The 22018-nt window shown below is 40.7% G+C and carries 20 protein-coding genes, 2 tRNA genes and 1 pseudogene; 15 read left to right on the top strand and 8 right to left on the bottom strand.

Annotation, left to right across the window (positions count from 1 at the left end; translation table 11 throughout):
* Positions 1-260 precede the first annotated feature (260 nt).
* Positions 261-803: a hypothetical protein gene (locus FTT92_RS08555; RefSeq protein WP_180171872.1), complete on the bottom strand. Its 543-nt coding sequence runs from the start codon at positions 801-803 to the stop codon at positions 261-263.
* Between the two features lie 321 nt (positions 804-1124).
* Here FTT92_RS08555 and cysD point away from each other — a divergent pair, with 321 nt between their 5' ends.
* From cysD to FTT92_RS08520, 7 genes are all read left to right on the top strand, one after another.
* A complete protein-coding gene (cysD, locus tag FTT92_RS08550; protein WP_078189893.1) occupies positions 1125-2039 on the top strand; it encodes a sulfate adenylyltransferase subunit CysD in 915 nt (304 codons plus the stop codon).
* A 167-nt stretch (positions 2040-2206) separates the two neighbouring features.
* Positions 2207-3820, top strand: coding sequence for a sulfate adenylyltransferase subunit CysN (cysN, locus tag FTT92_RS08545; RefSeq protein WP_180171871.1), 1614 nt, complete (start codon positions 2207-2209; stop codon positions 3818-3820).
* Between the two features lie 147 nt (positions 3821-3967).
* A complete protein-coding gene (locus FTT92_RS08540) occupies positions 3968-4240 on the top strand; it encodes a hypothetical protein (protein ID WP_180011012.1) in 273 nt (90 codons plus the stop codon).
* Between the two features lie 69 nt (positions 4241-4309).
* The gene (locus tag FTT92_RS08535) at positions 4310-5425 is read left to right on the top strand and encodes a RelA/SpoT domain-containing protein (protein WP_180011010.1); all 1116 of its coding nucleotides are present in this window, start codon (positions 4310-4312) and stop codon (positions 5423-5425) included.
* A gap of 64 nt (positions 5426-5489) precedes the next feature.
* The gene (locus FTT92_RS08530) at positions 5490-6011 is read left to right on the top strand and encodes a PadR family transcriptional regulator (RefSeq protein WP_180171870.1); all 522 of its coding nucleotides are present in this window, start codon (positions 5490-5492) and stop codon (positions 6009-6011) included.
* Complete coding sequence (locus FTT92_RS08525) at positions 6008-6325, top strand: DUF3861 domain-containing protein (RefSeq protein WP_180115382.1); 318 nt, start codon at positions 6008-6010, stop codon at positions 6323-6325. The genes FTT92_RS08530 and FTT92_RS08525 overlap by 4 nt, the downstream gene beginning before the upstream one ends.
* 13 nt (positions 6326-6338) lie before the next feature.
* Positions 6339-6599, top strand: coding sequence for a DUF2798 domain-containing protein (locus FTT92_RS08520; protein ID WP_180171869.1), 261 nt, complete (start codon positions 6339-6341; stop codon positions 6597-6599).
* Positions 6600-6612: 13 nt separating this feature from the next.
* Here FTT92_RS08520 and FTT92_RS08515 read toward each other — a convergent pair whose 3' ends face one another.
* Positions 6613-6963: a co-chaperone YbbN gene (locus FTT92_RS08515; RefSeq protein ID WP_180115380.1), complete on the bottom strand. Its 351-nt coding sequence runs from the start codon at positions 6961-6963 to the stop codon at positions 6613-6615.
* Positions 6964-7094: 131 nt separating this feature from the next.
* Between FTT92_RS08515 and FTT92_RS08510 the strand changes: the two genes are divergently transcribed.
* Positions 7095-8087, top strand: a complete 993-nt coding sequence (locus FTT92_RS08510; protein WP_180171868.1) for an NAD(P)H-quinone oxidoreductase — start codon at positions 7095-7097, stop codon at positions 8085-8087.
* A 158-nt stretch (positions 8088-8245) separates the two neighbouring features.
* On the opposite strand, the gene FTT92_RS08505 is transcribed toward FTT92_RS08510, so the two are convergent.
* A tRNA-Leu gene (locus FTT92_RS08505) sits at positions 8246-8331 on the bottom strand.
* A 10-nt stretch (positions 8332-8341) separates the two neighbouring features.
* Positions 8342-8415 (bottom strand) — tRNA-Cys (locus FTT92_RS08500).
* A 152-nt stretch (positions 8416-8567) separates the two neighbouring features.
* Between FTT92_RS08500 and folD the strand changes: the two genes are divergently transcribed.
* Both folD and FTT92_RS08490 read left to right on the top strand, forming a co-directional pair.
* Positions 8568-9416: a bifunctional methylenetetrahydrofolate dehydrogenase/methenyltetrahydrofolate cyclohydrolase FolD gene (gene folD / locus FTT92_RS08495; RefSeq protein ID WP_078189885.1), complete on the top strand. Its 849-nt coding sequence runs from the start codon at positions 8568-8570 to the stop codon at positions 9414-9416.
* Positions 9417-9653: 237 nt separating this feature from the next.
* The gene (locus tag FTT92_RS08490) at positions 9654-10322 is read left to right on the top strand and encodes a methyltransferase (RefSeq protein WP_078189884.1); all 669 of its coding nucleotides are present in this window, start codon (positions 9654-9656) and stop codon (positions 10320-10322) included.
* A 69-nt stretch (positions 10323-10391) separates the two neighbouring features.
* Here the strand turns inward: FTT92_RS08490 and FTT92_RS08485 are convergent, their stop codons facing one another.
* The 3 genes and pseudogenes from FTT92_RS08485 to FTT92_RS08475 all read right to left on the bottom strand — a co-directional run bounded on the left by FTT92_RS08485 (position 10392) and on the right by FTT92_RS08475 (position 13943).
* The gene (locus FTT92_RS08485) at positions 10392-10820 is read right to left on the bottom strand and encodes a hypothetical protein (protein WP_078193296.1); all 429 of its coding nucleotides are present in this window, start codon (positions 10818-10820) and stop codon (positions 10392-10394) included.
* Between the two features lie 197 nt (positions 10821-11017).
* The gene (locus FTT92_RS08480) at positions 11018-12337 is read right to left on the bottom strand and encodes an MFS transporter (RefSeq protein ID WP_180171867.1); all 1320 of its coding nucleotides are present in this window, start codon (positions 12335-12337) and stop codon (positions 11018-11020) included.
* Positions 12338-12624: 287 nt separating this feature from the next.
* Positions 12625-13943 (bottom strand): annotated as a pseudogene (locus tag FTT92_RS08475) (MFS transporter).
* Positions 13944-14284: 341 nt separating this feature from the next.
* Here FTT92_RS08475 and glpD point away from each other — a divergent pair.
* The gene (glpD, locus tag FTT92_RS08470; RefSeq protein ID WP_180171866.1) at positions 14285-15802 is read left to right on the top strand and encodes a glycerol-3-phosphate dehydrogenase; all 1518 of its coding nucleotides are present in this window, start codon (positions 14285-14287) and stop codon (positions 15800-15802) included.
* An 80-nt stretch (positions 15803-15882) separates the two neighbouring features.
* Here the strand turns inward: glpD and FTT92_RS08465 are convergent, their stop codons facing one another.
* Complete coding sequence (locus FTT92_RS08465) at positions 15883-17715, bottom strand: phosphoenolpyruvate carboxykinase (GTP) (protein ID WP_180171865.1); 1833 nt, start codon at positions 17713-17715, stop codon at positions 15883-15885.
* 413 nt (positions 17716-18128) lie between these two features.
* Here FTT92_RS08465 and FTT92_RS08460 point away from each other — a divergent pair, with 413 nt between their 5' ends.
* The 4 genes from FTT92_RS08460 (at position 18129) to groL (ending at position 22015) form a co-directional block, all read left to right on the top strand.
* A complete protein-coding gene (locus FTT92_RS08460) occupies positions 18129-19067 on the top strand; it encodes a diacylglycerol kinase family protein (RefSeq protein ID WP_180171864.1) in 939 nt (312 codons plus the stop codon).
* Positions 19048-19833 (top strand): metallophosphoesterase, encoded by a 786-nt coding sequence (locus FTT92_RS08455; protein WP_180121720.1) that lies wholly within the window; start codon positions 19048-19050, stop codon positions 19831-19833. Before FTT92_RS08460 ends, FTT92_RS08455 begins: the two co-directional genes overlap by 20 nt.
* Before the next feature lie 183 nt (positions 19834-20016).
* Positions 20017-20307, top strand: a complete 291-nt coding sequence (gene groES / locus FTT92_RS08450; protein ID WP_078192966.1) for a co-chaperone GroES — start codon at positions 20017-20019, stop codon at positions 20305-20307.
* Positions 20308-20380: 73 nt separating this feature from the next.
* Entirely contained in the window at positions 20381-22015 is a 1635-nt protein-coding gene (gene groL / locus FTT92_RS08445; protein WP_078192965.1) for a chaperonin GroEL, read from the top strand.
* Positions 22016-22018: the final 3 nt, after the last annotated feature.

The raw sequence follows: 22018 nt of genomic DNA, 5'->3' as shown, positions 1-22018 counted from the left end.
TAAAGTTAATAGTATTTCTGCTTTACCCATTTAAGATTTAAGTCATTGTGATCAATCAAATTTTCAGTCTAATTGCAGATATATAAGTGGTCGTGCTCAAGGGAGAGAAATGGCCTGTTAAACGGCACAGAAAACAATGTTAGGAAATGTAAATTTATAAGCGTCACGGCAGTGCTGAGGGCTTTGCTGTGACTTTCGATGTCATATGAAGATTTGAACTGGCGTTCAATAGAGCGCTTTTTAGTAAGCTTTAACCCTTTTTATAACAATGAAGTTTGAATGCGTACTTTCATATCTAAAGCCGCTTGAACAATAAATTTTTTCATCCACTTCACTTGTTCGCCCATCGGATTGGTTTTAATTGCAGTGTCTAAAAAGCCCATGCTTTCAAGTTGAAACAGTTGCTTTTCGATCTCTTCTTCTAACTGGGTGCTATTGGCTGCGAGCGGGAAATGGATTAAGTGAAATGCTTTGGGAAAATTATAAAAAGCATAGAGCAGATTAAATGCGCGTTGATCGGCCTTTAAATTGCCAGCGCCAATTTCGTAGCCGCGATCTTGGTTACTGTGAGTCACCCCAATCAAAAATTCGAGTTTATTGTCCAAAAGTCGTAGGCCGAACTGAAGGCCAATTTGGTCAGCACTCAGCTCATGTTGGATAAAGTTATTCAGCGGGCTGCCGTCATCATTTAAGGCTTCTTGGAGCACGAGCATGTGTGAAGAATGCTGATAAATATAGCCAGCAAGACCTGCGGCTTCAATCAGCGACTTTAAGGTTTCAAGCGTACAGTGACTATATGGCATATCAATAACTATTGGAGAGTGATATAGCTACTTTAGGTAGTTTGAGCGAGTTTGAATACCGATTGTTTAGAGGATTTAGCGATTAGTTAATTGATAAAAAATTGCGTAAAATTACGGATCTCGGACTAGAATAATACTGAAATTGATAAGTCTATCGTATTAAATTAATTAAAATTGATAAGCAGTATCAGACAATTTGTATATGACGAATAAGAATATCAATATCACAAAACAAGCAATCGTTATGAAAGCTTAATCACTATAATGTATATATATCTTTAAAAGTGTAATAAGTACACATATTCTAAGCTGGTGTTGTCCATGTCATTAAATGAGGAAAGACTTACTCATCTTAAACAGCTTGAAGCTGAGAGTATTCATATCATCCGTGAAGTTGCTGCTGAGTTCGAAAACCCAGTCATGCTGTATTCAATCGGTAAAGATTCAGCGGTCATGCTGCATCTTGCTTTAAAAGCATTCTATCCTGCCAAACTTCCATTCCCACTACTGCATGTAGACACGGGTTGGAAATTTAAAGACATGATTACTTTCCGTGACAACATGGCAAAAGAGCATGGCTTTGATTTGATCGTGCATCAAAACAAAGAAGGTAAAGACGCAGGCGTGAATCCGTTCGATTACGGTAGCTCAAAATATACTGATATCATGAAAACTCAAGGCTTAAAACAAGCACTTGATAAATATCAGTTTGATGCGGCTTTCGGTGGTGCGCGCCGTGACGAAGAGAAATCTCGTGCCAAAGAGCGCGTTTACTCATTCCGTGATACTAAACACCGTTGGGACCCTAAAAACCAACGTCCTGAACTTTGGAATCTTTACAACGGTAAAGTGAACAAAGGCGAAAGTATTCGTGTGTTCCCATTGTCTAACTGGACTGAGTTGGATATTTGGCAATACATCTACCTCGAAAATATTAAATTGGTTCCTTTGTACTTGGCTGCTGAACGTCCAGTGGTTGAGCGTAACGGTACTCTGATCATGGTTGATGATGAGCGTATGCGTTTGAACGAAGGTGAAGTGCCACAAATGAAATCGGTGCGTTTCCGTACCTTAGGTTGTTACCCACTTACAGGTGCGGTTGAATCAACTGCAACAACTTTGCCGGAAATTATCCAAGAGATGCTTTTAGCCACCACATCTGAACGTCAAGGCCGTATGATCGACCATGATGAAGCAGGTTCGATGGAAAAGAAAAAGCAGGAAGGTTACTTCTAAGAATCTTAAGAAATCTCCCTTGCGCAGCAGTGCTGCTCACCCTCTTTACTAAAGAGGGGGAACTCCCGAGAAAGAACGGAGCAAAGTCTCCCTTTCTTAAAGGGAGATTTAGAGGGATTAAAAAGATTCAGAAACCGATTTCAAAAGAATATGTGGAGCTTTGAGCAATGTCTCATCAATCAGATTTAATTAGCCAAGACATCTTGGCGTATTTAAAACAACACGAAAATAAAGACCTTCTACGTTTCCTGACTTGCGGTAACGTAGATGATGGTAAATCGACTTTAATCGGCCGTTTGCTTTACGATTCAAAATTGATTTATGAAGATCAATTACAAGCTGTGACTCGTGACTCTAAAAAAGTGGGTACTACGGGTGATGCGCCTGACTTGGCTTTACTTGTCGATGGTCTACAAGCAGAGCGTGAACAAGGTATTACCATTGACGTGGCTTACCGTTATTTCTCTACTGAAAAACGTAAGTTCATCATTGCTGACACCCCAGGGCATGAGCAGTACACACGTAACATGGCGACTGGTGCGTCGACTGCCGATTTAGCGATCATCTTGATTGATGCGCGTTATGGCGTTCAAACGCAAACTCGTCGTCACTCATTTATTGCGAGTCTTTTGGGTATTCGTAATATCGTGGTTGCAGTGAACAAAATGGACTTGGTTGAATTCTCTGAAGCGCGCTTTAATGAAATTCAAGCAGAGTACAATGAGTTCGTAAACCAATTGGGCGACCGTAAACCTGCGAACATTATCTTCACGCCTATTTCTGCGTTGAATGGTGATAACGTTGTAAACAAATCGCCAAATACGCCGTGGTACCAAGGTCAGACTTTAATGGAGACTTTGGAAACTGTTGAAATTTCGCATGATACAAGCAAGCACGAATTCCGTTTCCCTGTTCAATATGTCAACCGTCCGAACCTCGATTTCCGTGGCTTCTGCGGTACGATTGCACTTGGTGAAGTAAAAGTTGGCGATACCATTACTGCATTACCATCTGGTAAGTCTTCGACTGTTAAAGAAATCGTGACTTTTGACGGTAACTTAGACCATGCTGTTGCAGGTCAAGCGGTAACTTTAACACTGAACGATGAAATTGATATTTCACGTGGTAACGTGTTGGTAAAAGCGGGCGAACAGCCGTTAATTTCACGTTCTGCACGTGCCTCTGTGGTATGGATGACAGATGCGCCTTTAGTGGTTGGCAAGCTGTATAACGTGAAGTTTGGTACGCAAACTATTCCTGCCAAAGTAGCTAAAATTAACTACCGTACCAATGTAAACACATTGGAAAAAACGGAAGTTGAACAGCTTGAATTGAATGCGATTGCAGATGTAATGATTGAGTTTGATGCGCCAGTGGTATTTGACCGTTATCAAGACAGTCGTTACACAGGTTCATTCATCTTTATTGACCGTTTAAGCAACGTGACCGTTGGTGCGGGTATGGTTGAGTCTGCGGTTGAATGGACTGCACACAACGAGCCTGTAACTGCTGAAGCGCGTGCTGCACGTTTAGGTCAAAAACCTGCTGCGGTAACTGTGACTGCTAAAGCCCTTGAAAATGCGCAAGCGATTGAAAGCTTGTTGATTCAGCAAGGTGTGGTTGCGATTGCGAAAGCGGGTCTTTCTGCTGATCAAGTTGCGCTGGTTCGTGAAACTGGTGTGGTTGTGATTACAGATGCGACCGAAGGCACTGATGTGACTTATGCATTCGATGCTGCTGAAGAAGTTGCTGAGAAAATTGTTGAGTTGGTTCGTCTGTAATAGATTGATCCACTTCAAATAAAAAACCCGCCTGATGGCGGGTTTTTTATTGCTATAGATTAATTGCTGAAAAATAAAACACTTAAATTATGTGTGATGGTTCACATAAATATTTTCTCTGTAAAATGATTATATAGAGGGATTTTTATGAAAAAGTTTTTATTTTTAATAGGGTTATGTTTGGCTTTTACAGTAGAGGCTAAGCAAAATGGGCAAAGTACAGAGGTAATTAAACAGAAAATAATACAGCAGTCTATTGATAGTTATCCGGGAAATTGCCCTTGTCCTTACAATACTGCAAGTAATGGTAGTCGGTGCGGTAAGCGTAGTGCCTACAACCGTGCAGGTGGTTATGCGCCACTTTGTTATCCTGAAGATGTGAGTGATCGGATGGTGAGAGAATATAAAGGTAGAGTATAGCAAAAATAAAAAATATTAATGAGTTACAGATTTTTTGATAACATGCTAAAAAATTGATCACTAATTAATATGAAATATACAGGTAAAAGAATTACTCAGGCGGGAAATGATCTACAGAATCCATTGCTTAAAGAAAACCCGGTACTATTTAGGGCAACGATGGATGTTTTGACATATTGGCGGTATAGCCACGAAAGTTCAATGAATAGTGCGGAAGTTTTATTGAAAGAGGCGACAGTAAAATTTGATAAATCTGCATTCTTGGCAAAAAGGTTGAAGCGTAGTAATTCCATAATCAAAAAATTATCTCGTTTTGATAATATGATGCTTAAAAATATGCAGGACATTGGGGGAGTTCGTGTAGTTGTTTCTAGTTCTAAAAAATTGCAAAAAATATTGAAGCAAATTCAAAGTGATAAGAGATTTTATAACAATGAAAATAAGTTAAGGAAAAAAGATTATTTAAAAAATCCTAAGCCTGACGGTTATAGGGGTGTTCATTTAGTTGGAAAGTTTTTAAATGACGAAAAAGAAAATAGAAATATAGAATTACAACTCAGAACGCAGATGCAACATACTTGGGCAACGACATTAGAAATTGTTGATTTATTTACTAAGCAAAACCTGAAAACTAATCAAGGGCGTATGTCCTGGCAAAGATTTTTTATGTTAGTTTCAAATCAGTTAGCAATTATTGAGTCCTTACCAGGATATGGAATCAAAAATGAAAAAGATTTAATGAGGGAATATATTTTATATGTTTTTAAAGATGAAAAACTATTGCGAGAAGTTGCAGAAATTAAATACATATCAAAAAAACTACAGGTACCACAACTCCTTAATTCTTTTGCTAGATCTATCAATATTATGGACCAATCAGAACGGTTAGAAAATTGTCCAGATGGATATATATTAGTTAGATTAAATACAAATACTAAAAGTATTCAATGTGATTACTTTAAAAAGGAGGAAGCTGAAAAAGCTTCTGAGTATTACACATTATTAGAATCCACAATACAGGAAGGAAGTAATTGGATTGTTGCGTTGGTATCGAGTAATGCTGTGGATGGTATAAAGCAGGCATATCCAAACTATTTTGCGGATTCTAGGAACTTTTTAACATTTTTAGGATTCATTCATTTGATAAAAGCACAGTATGTAGAAAGAGAGCCAGTAGTTTCGTAATATTGAACTTAAAATCTCAAACTGATAAGATATATCTTAATTAATCTTAAGGTGTATCTTTGCTATGCCAAATTCTGACCTGATTGCAGACATCGAAAGTCCTGTCAAAACCCGAAAACGCCTGTTTGAAGCAGGGCACATGAAACTATTGGTGCTGCATCTTATTTCCCAAGCGCCTAAGTTTAGTTACGACATCATTAAAGATGTCGGCGCAATCGTTGGCGGCGGTTACAGCCCAAGCACAGGGACGATTTACCCAACGCTGAACTACCTCGAAGAACAGCAATACATCCATGCAGAACTAAATGCCGAAGACCGTAAACAATACAGCGTCACACAGTCAGGCTTAGTGCATTTAGAGGCAGAAAAAGCCACAGTAGAGAAAATTCTGTGTCGTTTTGATACCCGTAAGCAGATTCATAACAATGAACAATACGTCGACATCAAACGTGCGATGGAAAACTTAAAAGCATCACTGCGCATCAAAATTCAGCACTGTGAACTAACACCTGAACAGGTCTATGCCATTGCAGAAAAAATCGATCAGGCGGCAGTCGAAATCAGCCGTATGGAGGTGACACAATGAAACAGCATCAATATGAAATCACGCTCAAACACATTGCTGATGCACAGGGCAATCCTTCGACTTATACTGAAGCGTTGCAGTTTAATGCCTACAACCATGATGACATGTTTAAGGTGCTGGAGCATTTGATCAAAGCACAATTGTTAGATGATGAAAAAACCAAAGCCTTTGCCGTGGGTCTGAAACTGTTTGGTGAAACTTTGCTGGAAAATAAAGACCATCCTTTATTTAGAGATTTCATGCCGCATTTCGGCCAGTTTATGAAAACACTAAAACAAACCGTAAAAGCCCAGAACGCAGCCCAAGACGAATAATAGGTATTTACAGATGAATCAACTCCCAAAATTTCATCCCAAACACATGACTTGGCTGATGCCCTTAATCTTGTCCGGCATTATGAGCGGTTCAATTTCCTGCTTTAACATGCTGATAAATAAAGGCTTAGTTGAAGGCTTTCTTGGCATTTGGCTGCGCGCATGGAGCATGTCGTGGATGATGGCCTTTCCGCTCATTTTGATCGTGTTGCCATTGGTGCGTAATACGCTAATGAAGTTTGTCCGTCTGCCGAATGAGGCTGCATCCAAATAAAAGGCACATCTATTTAGTCATGTATTGAGTGTGACTGCATAGCATCTTGAATGATGGCTGTTAATTCAGTCAGTGATTTGACACCTGCAATACGTTGAATGACTTGCCCGCGATAAAATACTAAGGTTGAAGGTAATCCATAAACGTTATAGCGCAAGGTTAGTATCGGTGAGGAATCAATATTTACCTTGCCAAATTTGAGCTGTGCATGCTGTGCGGACATTTGACTTGCGCACTGCTCAAATACAGGGAAGTTCTGCACACAGGGCGCGCACCAGTCTGCATAGAAACGAATCACGGCAAAACCATCGAACCATTCATAGTCGCTGGCGTTATCTTCGTTATATTCAACAACCTGAACCATGTGCTGCCTATTATTAATTTGCTAAATAGTCAGCCAATTATACATAAGTCCATTGTTATTCAATCTGTATGCTTTCTATGTTCAAATAGTGCAGATATAGATGAATAGTCAATAATTGAAAAGGAAAAACAATGTCACAGCAAAGCATGCAGCAGGTCATTATTACTGAACCGGGCGGTGTCGATAAACTGGCGTATGAAAGCGTTGCCATCCCAGATGCGAAAGCGGATGAAGTGTTGGTTAAAGTGCATGCCTTTGGTATAAACCGTCCAGACATTTTACAGCGCCAAGGCTTGTACCCAATGCCGAAAGGGGTAACACCAGTACCGGGTCTGGAAGTGGCGGGTGAAGTGGTTGCTGTCGGTGCACAGGTTACTTTATTCCAAGTAGGTGATAAAGTCTGCGGTCTGACCAATGGTGGCGGTTATGCAGAATATTGCGTGGTGCCTGAAAGCCAAACCATTCGTATTCCTGAAGGTGTAAGCTTTATTCAAGCAGCAGCGATTCCTGAAACGTTCTTTACCGTATGGGCGAATGTATTCCAAATGGGTAAAGCCAAAGCAGGTGAAACGGTACTTATTCATGGCGGTACTAGCGGTATTGGTACTACAGCGATTATGTTGTGTAATGCTTTAGGTATGAAAACCTTTGCGACGGTAGGTTCAGATGAAAAAGTCGCTGCGATTTCAAATATCACTCATGCCATTAACTATAAAACTCAAGACTTTGAGCAAGTGATTAATGAAGCGACCGCTGAGCAAGGCGTCGATGTGATTTTAGATATCGTGGGTGCACCGTATTTAGCACAGAACCTCAATCTATTACGTCGTGATGGTCGTTTGGTCTATATCGCCTTCTTAGGTGGTGCAAAAGCCAAAGAAGTGAAGTTGGGGCAAATCATGATGAAGCGTTTGACCATTACAGGCTCAACCATGCGTGCGCGTAATACTGCAGAAAAAGCAGAGATTGCTAAAGGCATTCAGGAAAATGTTGTTCCGTTATGGTCTAAAGGTGAATGCCTGCCAATGATCTACAAGACATTTAAGTTTGATCAAATTCAAGAAGCACATGCAGCCATGGATACAGGTGATCATGTGGGTAAGATTGTGGTCGAAGTAATTTAAATATAAATTTTTGAGAATAAAGTATTTAAGAAATACAGTTCTAAAGTAAGAAGAGAGGGCGTTGTCCCTCTTTTTTTTATTGGTGTGTTAAATTTTAGGCATAAAAAAACCAGCTTATCGCTGGGTTCTTTATTACACCATCTTCAGTAGAAGAAGAATGGTGCCCGAGGCCAGACTCGAACTGGCACGCTTTGTGGGCGGGGGATTTTAAATCCCCTGTGTCTACCGATTTCACCACTCGGGCTTAACAAGATTGGAGGCGGAGGTCGGAATCGAACCGGCGTACACGGAGTTGCAGTCCGCTGCATGACCACTCTGCCACCCCGCCATGTCTTGTTGATGCGTATATTAGCAAGCTCTGAAAAAAAAACAATAGCAGATTCATCTGTATGAGCATAAAAGCAGCATACAAGGTAAAAAATTTAAAATAATCATGTATTATGTGCAAAATTGATTCATATCATCACTTGGAGAAGTGCCGTGGCATTAGTTTTAGATGGTCGTGCATTGGCGAAGAAAATTGAAGCTGACTTGTTGACTCGCGTAGAAGCGCTAAAAGAGAAAACTGGTCGTACCCCAATTCTTGCGACTATTTTGGTAGGTGACGATGGTGCATCTGCAACTTATGTACGTATGAAAGGGAATGCTTGCCGCCGTGTTGGTATGGATTCATTAAAAGTTGAGCTTCCTAAAGAAACCACAACTGAACAATTACTTGCTGAAATTGAAAAATTAAATGCAAACCCAGATGTTCACGGTATTTTGTTACAACACCCAGTACCTGCTCAAATTGATGAGCGTGCATGTTTCGATGCGATCTCTCTTGAAAAAGACGTAGATGGCGTAACTTGCTTAGGTTTTGGTCGTATGGCAATGGGTGAAGCTGCATATGGTTCTGCGACTCCTGCAGGTATCATGACCATTCTAAAAGAAAACAATATTGAAATCGCAGGGAAACACGCGGTTGTTGTGGGTCGTTCTGCAATTTTGGGTAAACCAATGTCTGCGATGCTACTTGAAGCGAATGCAACAGTGACTACGTGCCACTCACGTACTCAAAACTTGGCTGACTTTGTTAAACAAGCTGACATTATTGTAGGTGCGGTAGGTAAAGCTGAATTGATTCAAAAAGATTGGATCAAACCAGGTGCAGTGGTTGTTGATGCTGGCTTTCATCCACGTGATGGCGGCGGTGTAGGTGATATCCAATTGGTGGGTATCGAAGAAATTGCTTCTGCTTATACACCAGTACCGGGTGGTGTAGGTCCTATGACCATTACAACGTTGATTCGTCAAACTGTTGAAGCTGCTGAAAAAGCGTTAGGTTAATCTTTAGACCTCTCTCTTGCGAAGCAGTGCTTCTCATCTCCTAAAAGTATAGGGAACTGATCGTCTCAAATTGATTCTATGTTGCTCCCTCTCCCTGTGGGAGAGGGTTGGGGTGAGGGTGCTTTTTTATAAATAATCCTCTCCCTAACCCTCTCCTTTAAAAGGAGAGGGAACTTCCGATCTTAATTTAGGCTTTTATGACACTAAAATTCTGCATATTCGAAAAATAAAATTCCAATGAGCTGTACTTTCCAATTCCCCAAAGCCCCTGAACATTTACTGAAAGCACTGCATGAAGTCATTCCGCATTGTGAATTACATGCACAACAGTTGCCTGAAACCCCCATTTCTTTATGGTTGATACCGCCTGTATTTCCAACCGATAAATTGGATGATGAAGTCATTCGTCGTATATGGAATGATACGCCGTATTGGATCTTTTGTTGGGCTTCAGGGCTTGCAATGGCGCAGTGGTTGTTGGCAGAGCCGCATCATGTCAAAGATAAAGTGGTGTTGGACTTTGGTGCAGGTTCAGGCGTGGTGGCGATTGCCGCGAAAATGGCAGGGGCGAAACGCGTGATCTGCTGTGACATCGACCAAGTGAGCCTAGATGCCTGCCGTGCCAATGCAGAGTTGAATAATGTCGAACTTGAATATTTGGACGATCTGTATAAAGCCGAACAAGTCGATATTTTATTGGCTGCCGATGTGCTGTATGACCAATGCAACCGTTTCTTTTTGGATGAATTTTTAAAGTTTGCTCCAGAAGTGTGGGTGGCAGACAGTCGTGTGAAAAACTTTAGTCATCCGAAATATGAAAAACTCGATGAACGAAGCGCAACGACATGGCCTGATTTGGATGAATCACCTGAGTTTCGAAATGTGAGTTTTTATAAAACCCTATAAATATTGAACCGATAAAAAAATAAGACGCTTTAAGCGTCTTATTTTTTGTCTTTTAGACTGCAAATTTGATTAAGAACAGGTATAGCGAACCACACGTAAGGTTGCAGGGCGAGCATCGAGTGCATCACGCGCGCCTAAGTTTTCAGAGTTACGTAGATCAGGAGTATTTGATAGACCGAAGTTCGCACGTGTATTACCAATTTGACGGCCGTACTGGGTATTTTCTAGAGCAGGATTTGCAATTTCGTTCACGCTTAAGATTTGTAATTTATAGGTCTTTTGCGTATTTAATACTTTTTGGCAAGCACGTTGTAATTTATTGGCATCCAGTTGTTGGTTTTGGCGACCCGCTAAAGTATATGCAAGTGTTGCGCTATCTGCAGATTTGGACTCTATTTGAAAGCCTGTTTGACCATTAAAAGCACGTGGAGTGCTTTGGCAAGCAGCCATCGACATTGCAACAATACCCAAACTTAAAACTTTGTAAATATTTTTCATCATTCATTCGCCGTGTGTATTTGTATGCTCAGTATGCCATAGTCCGTCTGTCGACTCGATGGGAAAACCAAGAAAGCAAAAGAAGTTTGATTAAATCTTTGATGCAGCCGAAACGATGAGTAGATGGAAATTGATATAAAAAAAGCTCATCAAAATAGGCTTTGATGAGCTTAAGTGGAATAGCAGGGCTGAGCGACTTAATCGTCAGTGATCATGCTATGTTTTTTCGTATCTTTCATGAAGACATACGTGATCAAAGATAAACCAATCATGAACGTAATGTAGTAGAAGAAGTAGTTTTCATGGCCTGCATTTTTGAAGCTCAAAGCCACAAGTTCTGCTGTACCACCAAAGAGTGTATTTGCAATGGCATAAGGTAATGCAACACCTAAGGCACGGATGTGTGCAGGGAACAACTCTGCTTTCACTACAGCATTAATCGCAGTATAACCAGTGACAATCACCATACCACTCATGCAAAGCATAAATGCTGTGGTTGGGCTAGTCGTAGAACCGATACCGTTGAAAATTGGAATGGTGAAGAGTACACCAAGCACACCAAAGGCGATCATAATTGGCTTACGACCAATTTTGTCTGAAAGCGCACCGACAGCAGGTTGTAAAAGCATAAAGATGAAAATTGCAGCAGTGGTAATTTCAGTTGCTGTGGTTTTTTCAAAGCCAGACGTGTTGACCAAATACTTTTGCAAATAAGTGGTAAAGGTGTTGAACGCTAAAGTACCACCGGCAGTTAACATGATCACAGTGAAGGCTTGTTTAGGATATTTGGTAAATAACGCTAAAGCACCTGATTTTGGACCACCATTTTTAGCCTGTTCTTGGGCTTCTTTAGAGGATTGAGTTTCAACTAAACCGCGACGAATCCAAAACACCACAATAGCGAGCACCGCACCGATGAAGAATGGAACACGCCAGCCCCATTCAGTTAAAGCTTGTTCGGAGAAATTGCGTTGTAGGATAATTAAAACGCAAAGAGCCAATAGCTGACCTGAAATCAGTGTGACATATTGGAAACTTGAGAAGAAACCGCGATGGTTTTTACCTGCCATTTCAGTCAAATAGGTCGCACTAGAGCCATATTCACCGCCGACACTTAAGCCTTGGAGTAAACGCGCTAAAAGTAGAATAGCGGGTGCGAGCATCCCTACAGAATCGTAGGTTGGTGCACATGCGATCATCAGTGAGCCGACACACATCAACGATACAGACAGCGTTAAACCTGCTTTACGACCTTTACGGTCAGCATAAATACCCATGACCCATGCGCCGATTGGACGCATTAAGAAACCGAGTGCAAAGACTGCAGCTGCTTGTAAGAGTTTTACAGTATTGTCACCGTCAGGGAAAAATTGCGGTGCAAAGTAAAGGGTAAAGGCAGCGTAGACATACCAGTCGTACCATTCAACGAGGTTGCCGGCAGATCCGCCGAGGATAGATTTGACACGAGTTTTTCTATCCAATTGTTCAGGAACAACTGGCTCAGATGAGTTTGACACATCATTCTCCAAGGAATGAATGCAAAACATATCCATTTAAACTCTTTGGGAAAAGTTTAAATCAATATATTTTGTCGAAATGGGAGATGGAACTATATTTATTTAATTTATACTCCTGTTGTCGCAGAAAATCATGCGACTTTAGTCTATAAAATGCGATATTTTTGACAAGATACATTTTTCACGACTAAATGAAAAAAACAAAGCCTCATAGACTGAAGCTTTGATGGGGAAAACATGCTGTTTTTGATCAGATTGATCAATAACTCATCTTCAAATAACCCTGATCAATGCTCCTGAATTTTGGAATGGTGTTTGGTGTCTTTCATAAAGACGTAGACCAATAACGAAATAAAAATCATGATGGTCACATAGATAAAGAACCATGACTCGTGACCAGCTTCTTTAAAACTCAGCGCGAAGAATTCTGCCGTACCACCAAAGATGGTATTTGCAAGAGCATAAGGCAGTGCAACACCCAATGCGCGAATATGCGCAGGGAACATTTCTGCTTTTACAACCGCATTGATCGAGGTGTATCCCGTAACAATCACTAGACCTGCGAGACAGAGCCAAAATGCAGTCCAATAATCTTGAGTTTGTCCTAATGCACTAAATAGAACATAGGTGAACAGCACCCCTAAGATCCCAAAAGCGATCATTAAAGGCTTACGACCAATTTTATCGGATAGACCACCTGCTAGCGGTTGTAAGCACATAAAAATAAACAGTGCTAAAGTGGTGATTTGCGTGGCCTCAGGTTTACTAAAGCCAGAGGTATTGACCAGATATTTTTGCAAATAGGTGGTGTAGGTATAAAAAGCCAATGTACCCCCAGCTGTTAAAAATAACACCGTGAATGCTTCTTTCGGATAATGCTTAAATAGAGAAAATAAGCCTGATTCAGGCTGGTCCTTTTGCTCTTGTGCATTTTTGAAGGACTGGGTTTCTAGCAGGCCACGTCGAATACGGAAAACCACTACCGCTAAGCACGCACCAATAAAGAACGGAATACGCCAGCCCCAATCATGCAATTGTTCTTCTGTCAGCAACCATTGCAAAATAAGTAGTACGCACAGTGCAGTCAACTGACCTGCAATCAGTGTCACATATTGAAAGCTTGAAAAAAAACCACGACGGTCGCGGTCAGCCATTTCACTGAGGTAGGTAGCACTGGCGCCATATTCACCGCCGACACTTAAACCTTGAATTAGTCGTGCAACCACAAGAATAATCGGCGCCAAAATACCAATTTGGTCATGCGTTGGAGAAATGGCAATCATCAATGAGCCGATACACATGAGTGTGACGGAGAGGGTTAAACCTGACTTTCGACCTTTTTTGTCTGAATAGATCCCCATAATCCATGCACCAATGGGCCGCATGAGGAAGCCACTGCAAAGATGGCCGCAGCTTGGAGAAGCTGTGCAGTCTGGCTGCCTTGAGGGAAAAAAGCATGGGCGAAATAGAGGGTGAATGCCGCATAGACATACCAATCGTACCATTCAACAAGATTACCAGCTGAACCACCGAGAATGGATTTCACTCGGGTCTTTGTATCTAAATTTGATTGAGTAACAATTTCTTCCGTCATTTTAAAATCCATCTTTTTTTATTGTGTAAAAATATCTTATGCGTATCGAAAAGCATGAAATGTAAACTAAAAAAGAGGTTTTGTTGAAAAAGTGTACAAATCAACGGCTTGTCATGAATTTTGCTTTGAATAAGGGTTTGTATATAAAATGATTGATTTCATGCTTGAGCCAGCAACCGTTTAAACGTACATTTAAAATATAACTTCTCATTTAATAAAGGATACAAAAACTCAGTGTAAGGATGTTGTGACTAACATAGGTGTCGTGATCAAAAAATGATGATCAATGAGAAAAATAATAAAGCAAAGAAAACGAAGCATTGTTGAATAAAAAGGTATAGTGGGAGGGAGCGATGAATACACAACAACAATTAATATATGACATGGTGGTCATTGGTGGTGGAATCAATGGTGTTGGTATTGCTTGTGATGCAGCGGGGCGTGGTTTAAGTGTTTTGCTTTGCGAAAAAGACGATCTCGCGAGCCATACTTCATCTGCAAGTAGCAAATTAATTCATGGTGGTCTTCGCTATTTAGAACATAAAGAATTTCGTTTGGTACGTGAAGCACTGGCAGAACGCGAAGTTCTCCTTAAAAAAGCTCCTCATATTATTCGACCGATGCGTTTTATCATGCCACATGAACCGCATTTACGTCCGGCTTGGCTGATTCGTACTGGATTATTCTTTTATGATTATTTGGGTAAGCGAGAACAGCTTGCTGGCTCCAATGGTATTGAATTTGATGTGGAAGTTAGTCCTTTAGCACCCAGATTTACTCGAGGGTTTGAATATTCCGACTGCGCTGTGGATGATGCACGCTTGGTTGTACTTAATGCGATACAAGCACGAGAACATGGTGCACAGATTCTGACTCGAACAGAATGTTTAAATGCATATAGTAAAGGTGGCATTTGGCGAGTGTGTTTAAAAAATGCTAAGGGTTTGCAAAATGTGCAGGCTAAAGTATTGGTGAATGCGGCAGGTCCTTGGGTTGCTGACTTTATAAAACAGGGGTTAAAGCAAGAGTCACCTTATGGTATACGGCTGATACAAGGTAGCCATATCATTGTTCCAAAGCTCTTTGATGGTGATAAAGCTTTTATTATGCAAAATGATGATCATCGCATTGTTTTTGCGATCCCATATTTAGAACAATTTACTCTGATCGGCACGACAGATCGTGAATATCATGCAGACCCAAATCGAGTAAAGATAAGCCAAGAAGAAATCGATTACTTGCTTGATGTGTCAAATGATCACTTTAAAACTCAATTGACGCAAACGGACATCATTTCAACCTATTCAGGTGTGCGTCCGCTGTGTGATGATGAATCAGATAATCCAGCAGCAGTCACGCGAGATTACACTTTGGCACTGACAGATGTAGAAGATGCAGCATTGCTATCAATTTTTGGTGGCAAGCTCACCACCTATCGAAAACTCGCAGAAGCGGCGCTAGATCAACTTAAAACTGTTTTTCATCATCGATCCAAGCCTTGGACTGCTGATACAGCATTACCTGGTGCGGAAAATTTAGAATCAATCGAGCAGTTGATAGCTGAAATCCAACAAAATGTTAAAGGTGTTTCAAGCAGTCTAGCAAGTCGTTGGGCGCATGCTTATGGAACACGTGTCTGGATTTTGCTGAATCATTTAACTTCAATTGATGAGCTTGGGCAAAACTTCGGGTATGGCTTGTATGCTCAAGAAGTAGATTATTTGGTTGAGCATGAGTGGGCGAGAAGCTCTGAAGATATTTTGCAAAGACGCACAAAGTTATATTTGCAATTCAGTGCATCTGAAGTTGATGTTTTGGATGAGTACTTAATGGCAATACGAATAAAACAAAAAGCTCAAGATGTGGCTTAGTTGATATAAAAAAGACCGCGCAAGGCGGTCTTTTAAATCTTTCTTAATCTCTCTTTTCAAGGAGGGAAATTAAAGGCCGATTAAGCAGATTTTTTTACAGCTTCTAAAAGTTCGTCTTGACGTACTTTAAGTGCTTTTGGTAAGCGATCACCAAGTTTATTGAACAATTCAGTGTGGCTTTCAAGTTCTTTGATCCATTGATCTTTATCTTGAGAAGTTACAAGCTCGAATTGCTCTTTAGTGAAGTCTGAACCAGTCCAGTTCAATTGTTCGTATGTTGGAACAAGGCCGATAGGTGTTTCAACAGCGTCTGCACGACCTTCACAACGGTCAATGATCCATTCAAGAACACGCATGTTTTGACCGAAACCAGGCCATACAAAGTTACCTTCAGCATCACGACGGAACCAGTTCACGTTGTAGATACCAGGAAGTTTGTTGCCAGCAGCTTTAGCTTTAGCAGCAACTTGTTCACCAAGTTCTAACCAGTGAGAGAAGTAGTCAGCCATGTTGTAACCCGCAAATGGAAGCATTGCGAATGGGTCACGACGAACGATACCTTGTTGACCAACAGCAGCAGCAGTTGTTTCAGAGCCCATAGTTGCAGCTTTGTAAACACCGTCAACCCAGTCAAATGCTTCTGAAATTAGAGGCACTGTGTCTGCACGACGACCACCGAAGATGAACGCAGAAATTGGAACACCTGCTGGATTTTCCCAGTCAGCATCAATAGAAGGACATTGACCAGCTGAAACAGTGAAACGAGCATTTGGATGAGCTGCTTTTTCTTCGCCGGTGTGTGGTTGACCTTTCCAGTTAGTCAGGTTAGCAGGCGCTTCTTTAGTAAGACCTTCCCACCATACTTCACCTTCGTCAGTTACAGCAACGTTAGTATAGATTACGTCTTTATGAAGAGTCGCCATACAGTTCGGGTTAGTCTTGGTGTTTGTACCAGGTGCTACACCGAAGAAACCAGCTTCAGGGTTGATTGCATATAAACGACCATCTTCACCAGGTTTGATCCAAGCAATATCGTCACCTACAGTTTCAATTTTCCAACCTTCGTAACCCGCTGGTGGAATCAACATCGCGAAGTTTGTTTTACCACAAGCAGAAGGGAATGCAGCTGCGATGTAGTGTTTTTCGCCTTGTGGGTTAGTCACGCCAAGGATGAGCATATGTTCAGCTAACCAGCCTTGTTGACGACCCATAGAAGATGCAATACGTAAAGCTAGGCATTTTTTACCCAACAATGCGTTACCGCCGTAACCAGAACCGTAAGACCAGATTTCACGAGTTTCTGGATAATGAACGATGTATTTTTCAGGGTTGCAAGGCCAAGCAACGTCTTTTTGACCTTCTTCAAGCGGAGCACCAACAGTGTGTACGCAAGGAATGAAGTCACCGTCAGTACCAAGTACGTCATAAACAGCTTTACCCATACGAGCCATTTTAGACATGCTTACAGCAACGTAAGGAGAATCAGTAAGTTCGATACCGATGTGAGCAATATGAGAACCTAAAGGACCCATAGAGAAAGGAACTACGTACAAAGTACGGCCTTTCATTGAACCGTCAAATAAACCATTCAGACGAGCACGCATTTCAGCTGGAGCTTCCCAGTTGTTTGTTGCGCCTGCATCTTCTTGTTTTTCAGAACAGATGTAAGTACGACCTTCAACACGAGCAACGTCAGAAGGATCAGAATTAGCAAGGTAAGAACCAGGATGTTTTTCTTGGTTAAGTTCTTGCATAGTGCCGTTAGCGATCATCAAGTCGATATAACGTTGATATTCTTCTGCGCTACCGTCACACCATTCGATTTTTGCTGGTTTGGTTAATTTGGCAATTTCTTCCACCCAAGCAATGAGCTTAGGGTGACGAACGAATTCTGGTGCGTTCACTTGGGTCATGGTGAGGCCTATCTCAAAAATGTACTAACCGTACAAAGTATAATCTGCATCATGGGATACATCATGCAGATAAAAGATGAAAAAAAAGTGGCTGTATTAAAGCATAAAATCATAAAAAAAATAAGACTAAAGAAGTGGTAGATTTTTTTTGGTAGTTAATGCTATTTATATTAAATATAGATAAAATACAATAACTTAACATATTAAGTGGTGAATTTTCACTTTATTTATTAACGTGATGGATAATATTTTATATAGTTATTTTTAATAAAAACAAAAAGTTGCATGTAATTGATATTTGAGAATTATTATTGATTAAATAAATGGTGGTAATTCGATTTTTACATAAAGGCGCTATTATTTGCTGTTAAATTCGACAAAATACAATACTAAGCGGCCAAGATGTATAAAAAGTGATTAAACAAGCCAAGCCTTTATCTATTATCTATAATAAAAAATCAGGATTTCATGCTGCAAATAAAGATGAAGTCTACGAGGAACTTGTGCGGATATTATCCGATCATAATTTCGAAATACAGTCATTTGAGCTTGGGCAGGAAGCGAGTTTTGATACTTTAATGAGCAAGGTGTTTGCGCGCCATCAAGACCCTGATAATTTTGGTGTTGTCGTTGCAGCAGGTGGTGATGGAACCTTAAATGCTGTTGCACATCAGTTAATGCATACCGATATTCCTATGGGGATCTTACCTTTAGGCACATTTAACTATGTGGCGCGCGTCCTTAATATTCCTCTTGATTTAATTCAAGCGGCACAGGTGATTGCGACAGGCAATAATCGACAGGTGCACGTGGCGCAAATCAATGAACATATCTATTTAAACAATGCCAGTTTGGGCTTGTATCCTTTATTTATACAAAAAAGAGAATTTTATAATCAAAAGTTTGGGCGTTTCCCATTGCATGCTTATACCTCAGGTTTGGATGTGCTGATTCGAGATCGTAAAGAGCTGAAATTGGAAGTAGAAGTGGATCATCATATTTATCCAGTCAAAACGCCCTTGATCTTTTTTGGCAATAATCAATTGCAATTGGCCGATTTAAACTTGCAAATCGCTAAAGATGCAGAGGCAGGTAAAGTTGCAGGTGTGGTTGTCGCAAAAAGTGATAAGAAAACGTTATTTAAAATTTTATGGCAATTGATCCGTGGCAATATCGACAATGCACCAGATGTGTATAGTTTTGCCGCTGATGAAGTCACAATACATACCCAACGAAAAAAAATGACCGTTGCTGTGGATGGTGAGATTGTAGAAATGAAACCGCCGCTTAAAATTCGAGTGCAAAAACAAGCCTTAAAGATACGGGTGCCACATGATACTGCATCTGTCTGATCTGCATTTCGGCACTGAAAAGCCAGAGTGTATGCGCGCTATTCAGCAATTTTGTCGTGAACAGCGTATCGAGGCCGTGGTTGCCAGTGGAGACTTGACCCAACGTGCGCGTTATCGTCAGTTTTATGCATGTAAGCAATTTTTAGAAAGCTTAAATTTGCCATATATCGTTGTGCCGGGGAATCATGATATTCCGCTATATCATTTATGGAACCGTGTTTTTAGCCCTTTTGCACGTTATCAACTTTTTTTTGGTGCCATGGAAAATGTACTGGAAACCGAGCATTTTTATTTAATTGGGATCAATAGTATTCGTCGTCGTTACCATACGCGAGGGCATGTATCGCTCGAGCAAATACATTATGTTGATGATTTACTTAAACATGCGCCGCCCAATAAAGTGAAATTAATCATAGCGCATCAACCTTTTTATACGCCGCCCAATGACCCGCATGGTGTGAAAGATTGTCCTGTTCAAGGGCGTTTGGCACTCGAACAGTGGAGTCAACACGGTTTAAATGGTTTATTGCATGGACATTTACATGTTCCAGCCAGCTATGACCTCAATCAGATTTATGCTTTAGGTGCTGCGCATCCAGTTTGGGATATTCATGCTGGAACTGCAACGTCATATCGCCTACACGATAACCTTGCCAACAGTTTTAATGTCATTGATGAGCAGATGAATGTGCAGCATTATTTTTATCATTCAAAGTTGAAAATATTCGAAGAAAATCTTAGTACTCATATTTTGGATGAGCTTTAATCCTTTAAATTTAAATTTTGAAGAAAAAAAATACAAAAAAATGAAAAAAATTAAATTTTGCCCTTGAAGGGTTTTTTTCCATCCCCACAAAAGTGTCATCTAAATTATTTTTTGTCGATGGCTTACGGAAATCAAAATGTCATCGTCTTTTATCTAGTAAATAGACTTAGTCTGGAGTTAACTATGAGCAATATTCGTCCTTTGCATGACAACGTTGTGATTCGCCGTGTTGAAAAGGAAACTAAAACTGCTGGTGGTCTTATTTTAAGTACTTCAGCAGCTGAACAACCTGCTCAAGGCGAAGTAATCGCTGTAGGTAATGGCAAAGTAACTGACAATGGCGTACGTGCATTAGACGTTAAAGTTGGTGACAACGTATTGTTTGGCACTTATGCCGGTACAAAAGTAAAAGTAGCAGGCGAAGAGCTTCTTATTATGAAAGAGTCTGACATCTTAGCGGTACTTGAAGCTTAAGTTTCGTACACGCATTTAGACCCTTTTACTCATCATAAATTGTTAAAAATTTTAAAAAGATTCGGAGTTAGACATGTCAGCTAAAGACGTAAAATTTGGTGATTCAGCGCGTTCAAAAATGATCGCGGGTGTAAATGTACTTGCAGATGCTGTAAAAGTGACTTTAGGTCCTAAAGGCCGTAACGTTGTCATCGACCGTTCTTTCGGTGCGCCGCACATCACTAAAGATGGTGTTTCTGTTGCTAAAGAAATCACGTTAAAAGACAAGTTTGAAAACATGGGCGCTCAGCTAGTTCGTGAAGTGTCTTCAAAAACCAACGACATCGCGGGTGACGGTACAACAACTGCAACTGTTCTTGCACAAGCAATCCTTAATGAAGGGATTAAATCAGTAACTGCGGGTATGAACCCAATGGATCTTAAACGCGGTATCGACATCGCGGTTAAAGCCGTAGTGGCTGAAATTAAAGCGACTGCAAAACCTGCATCTGACTCTAAAGCGATTGAACAAGTAGGTTCTATTTCTGCGAACTCTGACACCACTGTTGGTAAACTTATTGCTCAAGCAATGGAAAAAGTCGGTAAAGAGGGTGTAATTACAGTTGAAGAGGGTTCAGGCTTTGAAGATTCTCTAGATGTTGTAGAGGGTATGCAGTTTGACCGTGGTTACATCAGCCCGTACTTTGCAAACAAACAAGATACACTAACAGCTGAACTTGAAAACCCATACATTCTTCTTGTTGATAAAAAAATCAGCAACATCCGCGAATTAATTGCTGTACTTGAAGCTGTTGCTAAAACAGGTAAACCGCTTCTTATCATTGCTGAAGATGTTGAAGGTGAAGCACTTGCAACTCTTGTTGTAAACAACATGCGTGGCATTATCAAAGTTTGTGCTGTTAAAGCACCTGGTTTTGGTGATCGTCGTAAAGCGATGCTTCAAGACATCGCGATTTTAACTGGCGCGACTGTAGTTTCTGAAGAGGTTGGTATGTCTTTAGACCAAACTACACTTGAGCACTTAGGTACAGCGCATAAAGTTACTGTTTCTAAAGAAAATACAGTAATTGTTGATGGTGCAGGTGTTGCAGAGCAAATTGCTGAACGTGTAACTCAAATTCGTGCTCAAATTGAAGAATCAACTTCAGAATACGACAAAGAAAAACTTCAAGAACGCGTTGCTAAATTGGCAGGCGGTGTTGCTGTAATCAAAATCGGCGCTGCAACTGAAGTTGAAATGAAAGAGAAGAAAGATCGCGTTGACGATGCACTTCATGCAACTCGTGCTGCAGTTGAAGAAGGTGTTGTAGCAGGTGGTGGTGTTGCACTTGTACGTGCTGCAAAAGCACTTGAAGGTGTGTCTGGTGCTAACGATGACCAAAATGTTGGTATCAACATTTTACGTCGTGCAATTGAAGCACCGCTTCGTCAAATCGTTGCAAACTCTGGTGATGAGCCATCAGTTGTAATCAATGCTGTGAAAAACGGTGAAGGTAACTTCGGTTATAACGCTGCGACTTCAGAGTATGGCGATATGTTAGAAATGGGTATTCTCGACCCTGCGAAAGTAACACGTTCTGCGCTTGAGCATGCTGCATCTGTTGCGGGCTTAATGCTTACAACTGAATGTATGATTACTGAAATCCCAGAAGATAAACCTGCTATGCCTGATATGGGTGGTATGGGTGGCATGGGCGGTATGATGTAATTC

Source organism: Acinetobacter sp. YH12023, assembly GCF_013420135.1.
GTDB lineage: Bacteria > Pseudomonadota > Gammaproteobacteria > Pseudomonadales > Moraxellaceae > Acinetobacter > Acinetobacter amyesii.
Note: the sequence above shows the minus strand (reverse complement) of the source record. Positions and strands in the feature narration are given on the sequence as shown.